At 59.9% G+C, this 14174-nt stretch carries 13 protein-coding genes; 5 read left to right on the top strand and 8 right to left on the bottom strand.

The window, feature by feature from the left end:
* The first annotated feature begins 179 nt into the window (after positions 1–179).
* From ureE to ACZ3HH_RS05380, 5 genes are all read left to right on the top strand, one after another.
* Positions 180–680, top strand: coding sequence for an urease accessory protein UreE (gene ureE / locus ACZ3HH_RS05400; protein WP_465803231.1), 501 nt, complete (start codon positions 180–182; stop codon positions 678–680).
* Positions 677–1351 carry an urease accessory protein UreF gene (locus tag ACZ3HH_RS05395; protein ID WP_465803230.1) on the top strand — a complete coding sequence of 225 codons (675 nt, stop codon included), beginning with the start codon at positions 677–679 and terminating at the stop codon, positions 1349–1351. The genes ureE and ACZ3HH_RS05395 overlap by 4 nt, the downstream gene beginning before the upstream one ends.
* A 23-nt stretch (positions 1352–1374) precedes the next feature.
* Positions 1375–1989, top strand: a complete 615-nt coding sequence (ureG, locus tag ACZ3HH_RS05390) for an urease accessory protein UreG (RefSeq protein WP_465803228.1) — start codon at positions 1375–1377, stop codon at positions 1987–1989.
* A 28-nt stretch (positions 1990–2017) separates the two neighbouring features.
* Positions 2018–2590, top strand: a complete 573-nt coding sequence (locus ACZ3HH_RS05385) for a HupE/UreJ family protein (protein WP_465803226.1) — start codon at positions 2018–2020, stop codon at positions 2588–2590.
* A 216-nt stretch (positions 2591–2806) separates the two neighbouring features.
* The gene (locus ACZ3HH_RS05380; protein ID WP_465803223.1) at positions 2807–3934 is read left to right on the top strand and encodes an AGE family epimerase/isomerase; all 1128 of its coding nucleotides are present in this window, start codon (positions 2807–2809) and stop codon (positions 3932–3934) included.
* Positions 3935–4053: 119 nt separating this feature from the next.
* On the opposite strand, the gene ACZ3HH_RS05375 is transcribed toward ACZ3HH_RS05380, so the two are convergent.
* From ACZ3HH_RS05375 to amaB, 8 genes are all read right to left on the bottom strand, one after another.
* Positions 4054–4821 carry an SDR family oxidoreductase gene (locus tag ACZ3HH_RS05375; protein WP_038978733.1) on the bottom strand — a complete coding sequence of 256 codons (768 nt, stop codon included), beginning with the start codon at positions 4819–4821 and terminating at the stop codon, positions 4054–4056.
* 831 nt (positions 4822–5652) lie between these two features.
* Positions 5653–6369, bottom strand: a complete 717-nt coding sequence (locus ACZ3HH_RS05370; protein WP_030128307.1) for an ABC transporter ATP-binding protein — start codon at positions 6367–6369, stop codon at positions 5653–5655.
* Positions 6366–7241 carry an ABC transporter ATP-binding protein gene (locus tag ACZ3HH_RS05365; RefSeq protein ID WP_465803221.1) on the bottom strand — a complete coding sequence of 292 codons (876 nt, stop codon included), beginning with the start codon at positions 7239–7241 and terminating at the stop codon, positions 6366–6368. Before ACZ3HH_RS05365 ends, ACZ3HH_RS05370 begins: the two co-directional genes overlap by 4 nt.
* A complete protein-coding gene (gene livM, locus ACZ3HH_RS05360) occupies positions 7238–8521 on the bottom strand; it encodes a high-affinity branched-chain amino acid ABC transporter permease LivM (RefSeq protein WP_460148144.1) in 1284 nt (427 codons plus the stop codon). The genes ACZ3HH_RS05365 and livM overlap by 4 nt, the downstream gene beginning before the upstream one ends.
* Positions 8522–8524: 3 nt before the next feature.
* Positions 8525–9439, bottom strand: a complete 915-nt coding sequence (locus ACZ3HH_RS05355) for an ABC transporter permease subunit (RefSeq protein ID WP_465803219.1) — start codon at positions 9437–9439, stop codon at positions 8525–8527.
* A 239-nt stretch (positions 9440–9678) separates the two neighbouring features.
* Positions 9679–10812: an ABC transporter substrate-binding protein gene (locus ACZ3HH_RS05350; protein ID WP_465803218.1), complete on the bottom strand. Its 1134-nt coding sequence runs from the start codon at positions 10810–10812 to the stop codon at positions 9679–9681.
* A 364-nt stretch (positions 10813–11176) separates the two neighbouring features.
* On the bottom strand, positions 11177–12460 hold the full coding sequence (gene amaA / locus ACZ3HH_RS05345; protein WP_465803216.1) for an L-pipecolate oxidase: 1284 nt from the start codon (positions 12458–12460) through the stop codon (positions 11177–11179).
* Between the two features lie 160 nt (positions 12461–12620).
* On the bottom strand, positions 12621–14111 hold the full coding sequence (gene amaB, locus ACZ3HH_RS05340; RefSeq protein ID WP_465803215.1) for an L-piperidine-6-carboxylate dehydrogenase: 1491 nt from the start codon (positions 14109–14111) through the stop codon (positions 12621–12623).
* Between the last annotated feature and the right edge of the window lie 63 nt (positions 14112–14174).

The raw sequence follows: 14174 nt of genomic DNA, 5'->3' as shown, positions 1-14174 counted from the left end.
ATACTCCGCCATCGCGAGCAGGCTCGCTCCCACATTGGTGCGCGAAAACACCACGCGCACCAACATGATCCAAAATTCTGAACCATCCCCTACGCTCCGACAGGCATTTCCTACTTCTCACCCGATTGGCAAGCCCCTTGCTCTATCCCTGAGCATTGCCCATTGCTGGAAGCCTTCCGATGCTGGTGATTCATCGCAGAATCGACCCTCAACCCGTCTGGGCCGCCGAGTTGCACCTGACCTTCGAAGCCCGGAGCAAAAGCCGCTTGCGCTGTTTCAGTGCCGAAGGTGAAGACGTCGGGTTGTTTTTGGAGCGCGGTCAGCCGCCGCTGCATGACGGCGAATGCCTGCAAGCCGAAGACGGGCGCGTCGTTCGCGTCTGCGCTCGCCCCGAACAACTGCTGCACGTCACCTGCGCCAACGCCTTCGAACTGACCCGCGCCGCCTATCACCTGGGCAACCGCCATGTGGCCTTGCAAGTCGGTGATGGCTGGCTGCGCCTGCTCGACGATTACGTGCTCAAGGCCATGCTCGAACAACTGGGCGCCAACGCCGAGAACATCGAAGCGCCGTTCCAGCCGGAACACGGTGCTTACGGCGGCGGTCATCACCACTCGCGCCATGGCGATGAGGATTTCAACTACCCGCCGAAACTGCACCAGTTCGGCGTGCGCTTATGAACCCAGCCTGGGCGCTGCTGCGTCTGGCCAGCCCGCAGCTGCCGATTGGCGGCTACAGCTATTCCCAGGGTTTGGAGATGGCTGTGGATAACGGCCGCGTGAACGATCCCGACAGCGCGCGGCGCTGGATCAGCGATCAGTTGCTGCTCAATCTCGCGCGTTTCGAAGCGCCGCTACTGCTCGCCCATTGCATCGCTGCGGCCGAAGAAAACTGGGCTGAACTGCTGCAACGTTGCGAAGAACATCGTGCCAGCCGGGAAACCCGCGAGCTGCATCAGGAAAGTCGGCAGATGGGTTATTCGTTGAAGCAACTGCTCAACGGTTTACCGGAACTGGATGCACCCGCCCGGGCCTTTCTCGACCAATGCCCTGAGCCCCATCTGGCCCTTGGCTGGGCGCTGGCGGCCCGCGCCTGGCAGATCAGCCCACAAGATGCGCTGGCCGCCTGGCTCTGGAGCTGGCTGGAAAACCAATTGGCGGTGTTGATGAAAACCCTGCCCCTGGGCCAGCAAGCCGCCCAACGCCTGACCAGCGAACTGTTGCCGCTGCTGCAACAGGCCCAGCAAGACGCCACCCGAATCAACCCCGAACACACTGGCAGCGCCGCTTTCGGCCTGTCCTTGGCGTGCATGGCCCATGAGCGCCAGTACAGCCGACTGTTCCGTTCCTAGGGCCTTTTACTTTGGAGAATCACATGAACGCACAACCTCTGCGCGTCGGCATCGGCGGCCCGGTCGGTTCCGGCAAAACCGCCCTGACTTTGGCCCTGTGCCTGGCCCTGCGCCACCGCTACAACCTGGCCGTGGTGACCAACGATATCTACACCCGCGAAGACGCCGACTTTCTGGTCCGTAACGAAGCCCTGGCGCCCGAGCGGATCATCGGCGTGGAAACCGGCGGCTGCCCGCACACCGCGATCCGCGAAGACGCTTCGATCAACCTCGAAGCCGTGGATCAACTGAACCGGCGCTTCCCGGGGCTGGACCTGATTCTGGTGGAGTCCGGTGGCGACAACCTCTCGGCGACCTTCAGCCCGGAACTGTCGGACCTGACCATCTATGTGATCGACGTTTCAGCCGGCGACAAACTGCCGCGCAAAGGTGGGCCGGGGATCTGCAAATCCGATTTGCTGGTGATCAACAAGATCGACCTCGCGCCGCTGGTGGGTGCCTCGCTAGAGATGATGGACAGCGACACTCAACGCATGCGCAACGGCAAGCCATTCGTCTTCAGCAACCAGAAAACCGGCCAGGGCCTGGAAGCAATCATCGCCTTCATCGAACGCCAAGGTTTGCTGACTGCGGCCTGATCACACTTATCAACAAGGAAGCTTATCCATGACACTGAAACGCATTCTGGGCGCCATGGCCCTGCTGCTGACCCCGGCCATCGCGTTCGCTCACCCGGGCCACGGCGACAATGGCTTGATGGCCGGCATCAGCCACCCGATTGGCGGCCTCGATCATTTGTTGGCAATGGTTGCCGTGGGGTTGTGGGCCGCACAGCAGAAAGGCGCCGCGCGTTGGGCGCTGCCCTGCACATTCGTGGGCACTATGCTGATCGGCGGCCTGCTGGGTTTTGAAGGGCTGAACCTGCCGGCGCTGGAAAGCGGGGTTGCCGCATCGGTATTGGCGTTGGGCCTGGCGGTGGCTTTGGCGGTGCGTCCGCCGTTGAGCCTGGCGATGGCTGCGGCGGCGTTGTTTGCGCTGTTTCATGGTGTGGCGCATGGTCTGGAGCTGCCGGAGATGTCGAGCCCATGGGCGTATGCGGTTGGGTTTGTGGTGGCGACGGCAGCTTTGCATGCAGCGGGTTATGCGGTGGTTCGAGTGCTGCCTCAAGCGGCGGCACCGTTGGTTCGGCTGGCGGGTGCGGCTTCGGCGGCGACTGGGGTGTGGTTGCTGGCGGGTTGATTCTCTGGCGTCTGAACCGGCCTCATCGCGGGCAAGTCGGATCGCCGCACCGCCGCTCCCACAGGATATTCGTCGCCAGCACAGATCGTGTGAATACCGATGATCCCTGTGGGAGCGGGCTTGCCCGCGATAGCGTCCGATCAGACACCGCCTCTCTCAAGCCTGCCTCTCTGCTACCATGTCGCGCAATCGCCCCTGCCGTGACGACGCCAGCCAATGCCGCCTGTTTCCCGCTCTGCTTCCCAGCCTGAATTGACCGCCCTGTTCGCCTCGGTGCAACAGCACTTCCAGGACGTGATCGTGCCGCTCTGGCAAGGCCCCGGCTGGAACGCCGGCATGGCATTGCCGTATGAAGCACTGGACGCCGAGCATCAACCGCTGCCCCCTCAGCGCTACCGGGCCATGGCTTGTGCGCGGCAGCTGTACCTGTTTTCCAGCCTGATCGGCCAAGTACCTGAGGCCGAAGAACGTGCGGCGGCACTGTTCCGTTCCTTGCAACGGCATTTCCACGATGCCGAGCATGGCGGCTGGTTCTACAGCATCGACCCGCAAGGTGCGCCGCTGGATCAACGCAAAGACCTCTACACCCACGCCTTCATCCTGTTCGCCTGCGCCCATTATTGGGACAAGGTTCGCGAACCGCTGGTGGAGTCGGTGCTCAACGCCACACTGGAAGTGTTGGCGCAGCGCTTCGCCACAGGCGACGGCCTGTACGAAGCCAGCCTGGAGCGTGATTGGTCCTCGCTCAACTCCGGGCCGCTGCAGAATCCATTGATGCATTTGGCCGAAGCCTTCCTCGCCATCCTTTCGGTGCGCGAGGACGCTGCTGTGCAGAGCGCGCTTGTCGAGTTATGCACAGCCATGCAGAAGCGCTTCATCGACCCGCAACACGCGGTGTTGATGGAAAAACCGCTGGGCACTGTGGATAACTGGTTCGAGCCAGGCCATCAGTTCGAATGGTATTTCCTGCTGGAATCCTCACCGTTGCTGCGCGGCTCCAGATTGCATGCGTCGCTGGACCGCGCCTTTACGTTTACCGAGCAACAGGGCTTGGATCAGCAGACCGGGGCTGTGCGCGCGATGCTGGAGCTGGATGACACTCCTCGTGATGCAACCCAACGCATCTGGGCCCAGGCCGAATACCTGCGCGCCCTGACCTTGCGCCCGGGCAGCGAAGCCTCTGTGCAGCACCAATTGCAGGCGCTGCAACAGCGCTTTTTGCATGCGGGTGGCTGGTATGAGTGTCGCGATGAGCATGGCGAAGTGAGCCGCAAGGACATGCCTTCGACCACGCCTTATCACTTGGCGACCTGCTATCGCGGGTTGGCCGAATATCTTCGCTGACTGAGAGATAGCCATCGCGGGCAAGCCACGCTCCCACAGGTTCTGTGTCGTTCGCGAAATAGCGATTCAACACAAGCCCTGTGGGAGCGTGGCTTGCCCGCGATGGCCGTTACTCGGTCTTACGCCTTGGCATTGCGCTCAATGGCAAACCCGCTCCAGGTCTGGCTCACCGGCATCAGCTCGAGGCTGTTGATGTTGATGTGGGCCGGTGCGTTGAGCACCCAGAAAATGGTCTCGGCGATGTCTTGCGGCTGGATCGGCTCGGCGCCGGCGTAAGTGGCGTTGTATCGCTCCTGGTCACCGGCGAAACGCACCAGCGAGAACTCGCTCTCACACAGGCCCGGCTCGATGTTGCTGACCCGCACGCCAGTCCCTTGCAGGTCGCAGCGCAGGTTCAGGGAGAACTGTTTGACGAACGCCTTGCTCGCGCCATACACGTGGCTGCCCGGGTACGGGTAGTTGCCGGCGATGGAACCGAGGTTGACGATGCCGGCGCCACGACCGTGAGCGATCAAACGCGGTAACAACAGGCGGGTGCTGTACATCAGGCCTTTGATGTTGGTGTCGACCATGGTGTCCCAATCATCAAGATCGCACTTGGGAGCCGGGTCCACGCCCAAGGCCAGGCCGGCGTTGTTGATCAGCCCGCGCAGCTTGGCGAAGGATGGCGGCAGGTTGGCAATCGCCTCCTCCATGGCCTTGCGATCGCGTACGTCGAGCACCAGGCCATGAACCTCGGTCTGCTTCGACAACTCGGCGCACAGGGCATTGAGGCGCTCTTCACGACGACCTGTCAGCACCAGTTTCCAGCCGGCTTCGGCAAAACGACGGGCACAGGCTTCACCAAAACCGGAGGTCGCGCCGGTAATAAACAGGGTGTTGGACATCGTGTTCTCCTTGCTTCGGCTGATCGACAGCCCTTGGAATAGAAAATCAGTTGCCAGCATGCCCGGCCTTGTCCACAGCGGCAACCATCGCAAAAACCGTACAAAAAACAATCAACACCGGCAACGCCATATGCGCTGTGGCTTGCAGCCATGTACGCGCACCTTATCCACAGGCCGGTCCACAGTTTCCGGGGGCAAGTGCAAAAGCTGCAAGCCGCTGCCCACAAGGCTTTGCGGGCAGATTAGAAAGTTTTTTGCTTGACCCTCGGGTGCCTGCTGTGTAACCCCGGGCAATTTTCACGACCGGGCGGTCAAACCGACGATGGCTCCAAGCCAGTAACTACGGCCCTCAGCCGACTCTTTCCAGAGTTTAACCACAGACTTATCCACAGGCTTGTCCACCTCGATTCATACCAGGTTTGCCCCTAACAAAAAGGTTGACAAAGGCGGCTCGAGGTCCAGTAAAAACACCTGATCAAAAAACAACCACATCTCTGTAAGCCACGGATTCAAAGGCTTTCAGCCAGCTACTCCCACGTTATTCACAGCCAGCTCCACAGCAAACGGGGACAAGTCAAAACCGTGATAAAACAGCAATTTGCAGCGGCTTTATGTCGCGCTTTGAGAGGTCGTGAATATTGTTTTCCACAATTTCCCCGCGGTCCCTGTGGGAGCGGGCTTGCCCGCGAAGAGGGAGTGTCATTCGACATCAATGTTGCCTGGCACACCGCCTTCGCGAGCAAGCCCGCTCCCACAGGGGTGGTGGTGTTTTATAGATAGAAAAAAGCCCCGGCGATTGCTCGTCGGGGCTTGTTTGTTGCAACGGCGAACTCAGTGGCCGCCAAGGTAAGCGTTGCGCACCTCATCGTTCACCAGCAGCTCTTTGCCGGTGCCGCTGAGGCGGATCTCGCCGTTGACCATTACGTACGCCCGGTCCGACAGCTTTAGGGCGTGGTTGGCGTTCTGCTCCACCAGGAAGATGGTCATGCCGGTGCTGGCCAGTTCCCGCAGGGTCGCGAAGATCTGTTTCACCACAATCGGCGCCAGCCCCAGGCTCGGCTCATCGAGCAGCAACAGCTTCGGCCGGCTCATGAGTGCCCGGGCGATGGCGAGCATTTGTTGCTCGCCGCCGGACATGGTCATGGCGCGCTGGGTACGCCGTTCTTCGAGCCGTGGAAACAACTCGAACATGCGCTGCATGTCTTCCTTGGCGTACTTGTCACCGATTGGAATGGTACCCATCAACAGGTTTTCCTCGACGGTCATGTCAGGGAACACCCGCCGGCCTTCCGGCGATTGAGCAATACCGTTGGACGCAATGTAGTGGGACGACTTGTGCGTGATATCCACACCCTGATAGATGATTTGCCCGTCAGCGGCCCGCGGCTGGCCGAAAATTGACATCAGCAGGGTCGATTTGCCGGCGCCGTTGGAGCCGATCAGGCTGACGGTCTCACCTTCATTGATGTGCAACGAGACTTTCTTCAGGGCCTGAATCGGCCCGTAGAACACGTCCAGATCCTTGAGTTCGAGGATGGGTGCACTCATACCACCTCCTCTTCTTCGGCGCCCAGGTAGGCGGCAATCACTTTCGGATCGTGTCGAATCGCTTCAGGCCCGCCCTCGGCGATGACAACGCCGTGGTCCAGTACAACAATGTGGTCGGAAATACTCATTACCATGCCCATGTCGTGTTCGATCAGCACCACGGTCAGATCATGCTCGTCGCGCAGCAGCCGGATCATCGCGCTCAGCGCTTCGGTTTCCTGAGGGTTGAGGCCGGCGGCCGGTTCGTCGAGGCAGATGATCTGCGGCCGGGTGCACATGGCCCGGGCGATCTCCAGACGGCGTTGTTGACCGTAGGACAGCTCACCGGCCAGGCGGTTGGCGCAGTCCACCAGGTTCACCACTTCCAGCCAATAGAACGCGTGGTCCAGTGCATCGCTTTCAGCCTTGCGATAGCCCTTGGTGTTGAGGATGCCGGCCAGCATGTTGCGGTTGACCCACATGTGTTGGGCCACCAGCAGGTTTTCCAGTACCGACATTTCCTTGAACAGGCGAATGTTCTGGAAAGTCCGCGCCAGGCCGGCACGGTTGATCAGGTGCGTGCCACCGAACATCTTGTAGTGAAGCCGGCCGATGAAGCTTTTCGGCGAAACGAAATCGATGGCCTTGAACGGTTCCCCGAGCATTTTGATAACGTCGGTTTTCACCCCACGGGCATTGAGTTCGATATGCCCGCCGGACGCTTTATAGAACCCGGTCAGGCAGTTGAACACAGTGGTCTTGCCCGCGCCGTTGGGGCCGATCAACGCGAAGATCGAGTTGCGTTTAACTTGCAGGCTGACGTTACTCAGGGCCTTGATGCCGCCGAAGTGCATCATCAGATTTTCGACTGAGAGAACGATTTCTTCGCTCATGGCGCCACTCCTTTACGTGGGGTCACACCGGTGCGGCTGATCCGGATCAGGCCGCGCGGTCGCCAGATCATCATCAACACCATCAGAATGCCGAACAGCAGCACGCGATATTCAGCGAAGCCGCGCAGCAGTTCCGGGGCTACAGTCAGCACGAACGCCGCAATCACCACGCCGATGGTCGAGCCCATACCGCCGAGCACCACGATGGCGAGGATCAGGGCCGATTCGAAGAAGGTGAACGAGGTCGGGTTGACGAAACCCTGATAGGTGGCGAAGAAAACACCGGCCAGACCGGCAGTCGATGCGCCGATGGTGAACGCCGACAGCTTGACCAGTACGTGATTCAGGCCCATGGAACGGCAGGCGATTTCGTCTTCACGCAAGGCTTCCCACGCGCGACCGACCGGCATGCGGGTCAGGCGGTGCTTGATGTACAGCACGGCCAGAACCACCAGGAACAACACCGCGTATATGAAGTAGTACTTCACGTCCGGGTTATAGGCGATACCGAAGAACTCATGGAACGGGACGCCCCCCTCCTTCGCTCTTTTGCCGAACTCGAGACCGAAGAACGTCGGCAACGGAGCCGCCATACCGTTCGGGCCGCCAGTCAGGGACAGCCAGTTATTGAGGATCAACCGGATGATTTCACCAAACCCCAGGGTCACGATCGCCAGGTAGTCACCGTGCAGGCGCAGCACCGGAAAACCCAGGATGCAACCCGCTAACCCGGCCGTGATTGCCGCCAGCGGCAGCACCGTCCAGAAACCCAGCCCCAGGTATTGATAACCAAGTGCCAGCCCGTAGGCTCCGATGGCGTAGAACGCCACGTAACCCAGGTCGAGCAGGCCGGCCAGGCCGACCACAATGTTCAGCCCCAGGCCCAGCAGCACGTAGATCAGCCCGAGGATGACCACACCCAGCAGGTAGGAGTTGGAGAAAAACGGAAACACCACGGCGATAACGATCATCACCGGGATGATCCAGCGCAAGCGGGATTTGTAATCAGGCGGCAGTACATGAACCCCGGAGCCGGTGCTTTCAAAGCCTTCAAGAATTCTCAGGCCCTTGGGAGTTTGCAGGAACAGGCTCAAGGCAAAGCGGCCAGCCATGACGATGGCGACAATCCATGCCACCCGGGTCGCTTCCAGGTTGAAGCCATAGCCGTCGAGGACGATGCCGACAATCGGGCCGAACACAATCAGGGCCACAAGGCCGGCAAGAATCGCGTCAACCAGGCTTCTTTTGAGATCAATGGTTTTTTTAGTGGTTGAAGACATCGCTTACACCTTCGACACAAGAGGACGGCCGAGCAGGCCTTGGGGCCGAAAGACCAGAACGAGAACGAGCAGCGAGAAGCTGAAAACGTCTTTGTAGTCCGAGTTGACCAAGCCAGAGAACAGCGACTCGGAGATCCCGAGAATGATCCCGCCGAGCATCGCCCCTGGCAGCGAGCCGATCCCACCGAGCACCGCGGCGGTGAACGCCTTGATGCCAATGATGAAGCCCGCGTAGAAGTCGAATGTGCCGTAGTTCATGGTGATCAGCACACCGGCCAGGGCCGCCATCGCGGCACCGATGATGAACACGTAGGAAATTACCCGATCGGTGTTGATCCCCAGGATCGAGGCCATCTTGCGGTCTTGCTGGGTGGCGCGGCACATGCGGCCGAGCTTGGTGTACTTGATGACGTAGGTCAGCAGGGCCATCCCGACGAACGCTGCGACCAGAATGAAGATCTTGGTGTAGGTAAGCTGGACGAAGCCGCTCCCGACCTCAACGCGCCATGCACCGGTCAGCAGTGTCGGTACGCCTTGTTGACGGGCGCCTTGGGCAATCTGTGCATAGTTTTGCAGGATCAGCGAAATACCGATGGCGCTGATCAGCGGTGCCAATCGGGTGGAGTTGCGCAGCGGTTTGTAGGCGACGCGCTCGATGACCCAGCCATACACCGCCGTGACGATGATGGTGAAGACCAGTGTGCCAAGCATCAGCAGGGGGAAGGATTCAATACCGAAGTATGCCAGCAGAGCCAGACTGATTGCCGCGAGGTAAGCGGAAATCATGTAAACCTCGCCGTGGGCGAAGTTGATCATGCCGATGATGCCATAGACCATTGTGTAGCCGATGGCGATCAGGCCATAGACCGACCCGAGGGTCAGGCCGTTGACCAGTTGCTGCAGGAAAATACCATCCATAACGCAATCTCACGCAGTGAGAACCTGCACGCCTGTGGGTGTGCGGTTCTTCTAGGGAAAATACAGATTTACGTCGGAGCAATGTCAGGCGCGATCAGCCCAGACACCACCGCCCCTGTGGGAGCTGGCTTGTCAGCGATAGCGGTTGAACATTCAACAAAGTTGTCGTCTGTCAGGCCGTCATCGCGGGCAAGTCAGCTCCCACAAGGAACTGAGGGATCAGGTGATCGCGTCAGCCCTTACTTCTGTTTTTCCAGCTGGTGGTATTTGCCATCCTTGTCCCACTGGTAAACCACGTAGTCGGAGACTTTCAGGTCGCCCTTGGCGTCCCAGGTCTTCTCGCCCATCACGGTTTTGACCGGATTTTTCTTCAGCCACTCGGCGGCTTTCTCGCCACTGTTGGATTTGGAGCCATTGAAGGCTGCAGCCAGGGTCTGGACTGAAGCATAGGCGTACAGGGTGTAGCCTTCAGGCTCGGTGCCTTTCTTGCGGAACTCGTCCACGACGGTCTTGCTCTCTGGGAGCATGCGTGGGTCGGCACCAAAGGTCATCAGCACGCCGTCAACGAATTGCGGACCGCCAGCGGTGGTCACCAGTTCGTCGGTTACGATGCCGTCGTCGGACATGAACTTGACGTCTTTGAGGCCTTGCTCACGCAGTTGACGAACCAGAGGACCGGCTTCCGGGTGCAGGCCACCGAAGTAAACGACGTCGGCGCCAGCACCGCGGATTTTGGTGACGATGGTGCTGAAATCTTTTTCGCCACGGGTCAGGCCTTCATACAGCACCGGCTTCACGCCGCGTTTTTCCAGCTGGGCCTTGGTAGCATCCGCCAGACCTTGACCGTAGGTGTCCTTGTCGTGCAGGACCACCACTTTCTTGCCCTTGAGCACGTCGACGATGTAGTCGCCGGCCACGATGCCTTGCTGGTCGTCACGCCCACACATACGGAACATCGCACTCAGGCCGCGCTCGGTAACAGCCGGGTTGGTGGAACCTGGAGTGATCGCGATGATGCCTGCTTCGTCGTAGATCTCGGAGGCCGGAATGGTCGACGAGGAGCAGAAGTGACCGACTACGCCAGCGACTTTCTGGTTGGTCAGGTCCTTGGCGACCGTCACAGCCTGTTTCGGTTCGCAGGCGTCATCGCCTTTGACCAGTACGATTTTTTCCCCGTTGACACCGCCAGCGGCGTTGATTGCATCAGCGGCTGCCTGCGCACCCTTCATGTACTGCTCGCCAAATGCGGCGTTGGCGCCTGTCATCGGCCCCGCCACACCAATTTTCACATCAGCCTGTGCAAACGCAGAAACACCCAACGCAGTTGCCACTGCGAGGGCCAGAAAGCCTTTCTTGTAAAACGTCTGGGACATGAGGTGGTGCTCCAAGGTTTTTTTTAGTTGGCACTGCGACTTCTCTGAATGCTCAGAGCAAGGGCCGTGCCATCGGTTTTTTATTCTGGGAAAAGTCGCTGCCTTATTGTTATTTCGACTGTTTCGGGCCCATTTTCATTGGGCGTGCAACCGTCTAAACCGCGGGAGGTGAAACCATTTATTTCTAAAGGCGCAACCCGCGCGCGCCATCATTGCAACCGCAGCGCCAAACGATGTGCAACCAGCCTGTAACAGCCCGCGTCACCGAACTGCACACTGCTGGTGCGGGGACTGCTACAACCCGCACCATTACAGGCTAGCCGCTTCGCTGAAAAGCGCCGCTTCAAGCAACATATTTCAACAATCAGATGACGATCCGCAGGCACTGGCCCGCGTGATACAACGAAAATCCAGCCTCGTATAGACAGCTTCGTAGCCCCACCCCCGCCAATGGCTGCATGGGTGCGAAGGGAATCGGCAGGGCCTGAGGATTTCCGTTACATAAATAATCGGCAAAGGCTTTGCCGACCACTGTACCGGTGGTTACGCCGCGACCGTTGTAACCGGTGACGGCCACCAGCCCCGGCGCCGGTTCGAACAGGCGCATCAAATGATCAGGGGTGAAGGCGATGCAACCGGTCCAGGTGCACTCCCACTCCACCGGTTTCAGGTACGGAAAGTAATGCTGCTGAACCCGGTCGGCCCAGGCTTTCAGGAACCAGGTCGGTTTTTGGTTGCCATTGCCGAGACTGCCGAGCAACAACCGCCCTTCGGCATCGCGACGGATACTACTGAGCACCTGCCGGGTGTCCCAGGAACCCTGGCCGCCGGGCAGAATCTGTTGCGCGGCGTCTTCGGTCAGCGGCACCGAGGCCACTTGATAGTAATAACCGGGGAAAAAGTTGCGACGCAGCTCTGTCCAGTCGCCTTCTGTATAGGCGTTGGAGGCGATGACCACCTGCTCGGCCAGCACCGAACCCTGGGCGGTTTGCACCGACCAGCGCTGGCCCTGACGTTCAAGTCGGGTCACCGGAGAATGATCGAACAGCAGACCGCCGAGGCTGATGGCCGCGTTCGCCAGCCCCGCGGTGTAGGCCATCGGGTTGATCGTGCCGGCACGCCGATCGAGCAAAGCGGCGGCGATCTTTTTTGTGCCCGTGGCTTGTTCGCAGGCTTGACCGGTTAACAGTTCCACCGGTGCGCCGCGACGCTTCCATTGTTCTTCGCGACTGCGCAAATCCGCTTCACCACGCGCGTTGTGCGCCATGTGCAGCGTGCCTTCGCGGCGTAACTGGCAATCGATGTTGTATTTGTCGACCAGGCTGAACACCAGCGACGGCGCCGCACCCAGCATGCGGTTGAGCTGACTGCCGACCACCTCGCCGAAACCGGCTTCGATTTCATCCGGTGGAATCCACATCCCGGCGTTGACCAAACCGACGTTACGCCCCGAACCACCATGCCCGGCGCGATGCGCTTCCAGAACACAGACACTTTTACCTTGTTCCAGCAGATGCACCGCCGCCGACAGACCGGTGAAACCGGCACCGATGACGCAGACATCTACCGTCACCTCGCCCTTGAGCGCCACGTTGTCGGGCCTTTGCGGCGTCAGTTTTTCCCACAGACACTCTTCGCGTAACGGCATTGCCAGACTCCAATCCGAAACCTAACCAACACATCCATTCGCCTGTGGGAGCGGGCTTGCCCGCGATAGCGTCAGCACATTCAACATCTGAGTGACTGACAGATTGCTATCGCGGGCAAGCCCGCTCCCACAATGTTCTTCATGGGTTCAAAGGAGGCCGTCAGTCGAACGTAATCCCCTGAGCCAACGGCAACTCCAGCGAATAGTTCACGGTATTGGTCTGACGGCGCATGTACCCGCGCCATGCATCCGAACCGGATTCACGACCACCGCCCGTCTCTTTCTCGCCGCCAAATGCGCCGCCGATTTCCGCGCCGCTCGGACCGATGTTGACGTTGGCGATGCCGCAATCACTGCCCACCGCCGACATGAAGCGCTCGGCTTCACGCACATCGGTGGTGAAAATGCACGATGACAGGCCTTGTGGCACGGCGTTGTTCAGGCGCAATGCCTCTTCGAAATCGTTGTAACCGATCACGTACAGAATCGGCGCGAAGGTTTCGTCGCGCACCACATCGCTCTGCTCCGGCATTTCGACGATGGCTGGCGAAACGTAGTAAGCGTTGGGGAATTTGTCTTCCAGCTGACGCTTGCCGCCGAACACCCGGCCGCCTTCGCTCAAGGCCTGTTCCAGCGCATCCTGCATGTTTTCGAAGCTGTGTTTGTCGATCAGCGGCCCGACCAGATTGCCTTCCAGCGGATGGCCAATGCGCACTTTGGAGTAAGCGGCTTTGAGGCGGGTGATGATTTCTTCCTTCACCGACTCATGGGCGATCAGGCGACGCAACGTGGTGCAACGCTGACCGGCGGTGCCGACGGCGCTGAACAGAATCGCCCGTACGGCCATGTCCAGATCGGCGCTTGGGCCGAGGATCATCGCGTTGTTGCCGCCCAGCTCCAGAATGCTGCGGGCAAAACGTGCAGCGATTTTCGGCGCCACTTCGCGGCCCATGCGGGTGCTGCCGGTGGCGCTGACCAGCGCGACACGCGGGTCATCGACCAGCGCTTCACCAGCATCGCGGCCACCGATGATCACCTGGCTCAGGTGCGGCGGGGCATCGCTGAAATTCTTCAGGACGCGGTCGAACAACGCCTGGCAGGCCAACGCGGTCAGCGGGGTTTTCTCCGACGGCTTCCAGATCACCGGGTTACCGCAGACCAGCGCCAGCGTCGCGTTCCAGGCCCAAACGGCGACCGGGAAGTTGAACGCACTGATCACGCCAACGACGCCCAGCGGGTGCCAGGTTTCGCGCATGTGGTGGCCAGGACGCTCGGAGGCGATGGTCAAACCGTACAGCTGACGGGACAGACCGACCGCGAAGTCGCAGATGTCGATCATTTCCTGAACTTCACCCAAACCTTCCTGAGTGATCTTGCCAGCTTCCCAGGAAACCAGCTCACCGAGGTCGGTTTTGTACTCGCGCAAGATGTCGCCCAATTGGCGCACCAATTCGCCACGGCGCGGCGCCGGAACCTTGCGCCACAGTTCGAACGCATGATCTGCGCGACTGATGTGCTGCTCGACTTCAGCGGCGCCTTCCCAGTTCACGGCAGCGATACGACTGCCATCGATCGGCGAATGCACCGGCACTTTGCCGTTCTGATACAGGGCCGGGTTCACACCAAGACGATCAAGCAATGCGGCAACCATGGGTCACTCCTCAAGCAAAAAACAGAAAACGTTCAGCAGGATTAACCCGGCTGATCAGACCGT

It is taken from the genome of Pseudomonas sp. PME37.24/025, assembly GCF_055556615.1.
This window is presented reverse-complemented; position numbering and strand designations above follow the sequence as displayed.

Coding starts and splice junctions, on each gene's coding strand:
- ACZ3HH_RS05380 (WP_465803223.1), top strand. CDS start 2,807: ATGCCGCCTGTTTCCCGCTCTGCTTCCCAGCCTGAATTGACCGCCCTG.
- ureG (WP_465803228.1), top strand. CDS start 1,375: ATGAACGCACAACCTCTGCGCGTCGGCATCGGCGGCCCGGTCGGTTCC.
- ACZ3HH_RS05395 (WP_465803230.1), top strand. CDS start 677: ATGAACCCAGCCTGGGCGCTGCTGCGTCTGGCCAGCCCGCAGCTGCCG.
- livM (WP_460148144.1), bottom strand. CDS start 8,521: ATGTCTTCAACCACTAAAAAAACCATTGATCTCAAAAGAAGCCTGGTT.
- amaA (WP_465803216.1), bottom strand. CDS start 12,460: ATGCCGTTACGCGAAGAGTGTCTGTGGGAAAAACTGACGCCGCAAAGG.
- ACZ3HH_RS05365 (WP_465803221.1), bottom strand. CDS start 7,241: ATGAGCGAAGAAATCGTTCTCTCAGTCGAAAATCTGATGATGCACTTC.
- ACZ3HH_RS05375 (WP_038978733.1), bottom strand. CDS start 4,821: ATGTCCAACACCCTGTTTATTACCGGCGCGACCTCCGGTTTTGGTGAA.
- ureE (WP_465803231.1), top strand. CDS start 180: ATGCTGGTGATTCATCGCAGAATCGACCCTCAACCCGTCTGGGCCGCC.
- amaB (WP_465803215.1), bottom strand. CDS start 14,111: ATGGTTGCCGCATTGCTTGATCGTCTTGGTGTGAACCCGGCCCTGTAT.
- ACZ3HH_RS05355 (WP_465803219.1), bottom strand. CDS start 9,439: ATGGATGGTATTTTCCTGCAGCAACTGGTCAACGGCCTGACCCTCGGG.
- ACZ3HH_RS05350 (WP_465803218.1), bottom strand. CDS start 10,812: ATGTCCCAGACGTTTTACAAGAAAGGCTTTCTGGCCCTCGCAGTGGCA.
- ACZ3HH_RS05385 (WP_465803226.1), top strand. CDS start 2,018: ATGACACTGAAACGCATTCTGGGCGCCATGGCCCTGCTGCTGACCCCG.
- ACZ3HH_RS05370 (WP_030128307.1), bottom strand. CDS start 6,369: ATGAGTGCACCCATCCTCGAACTCAAGGATCTGGACGTGTTCTACGGG.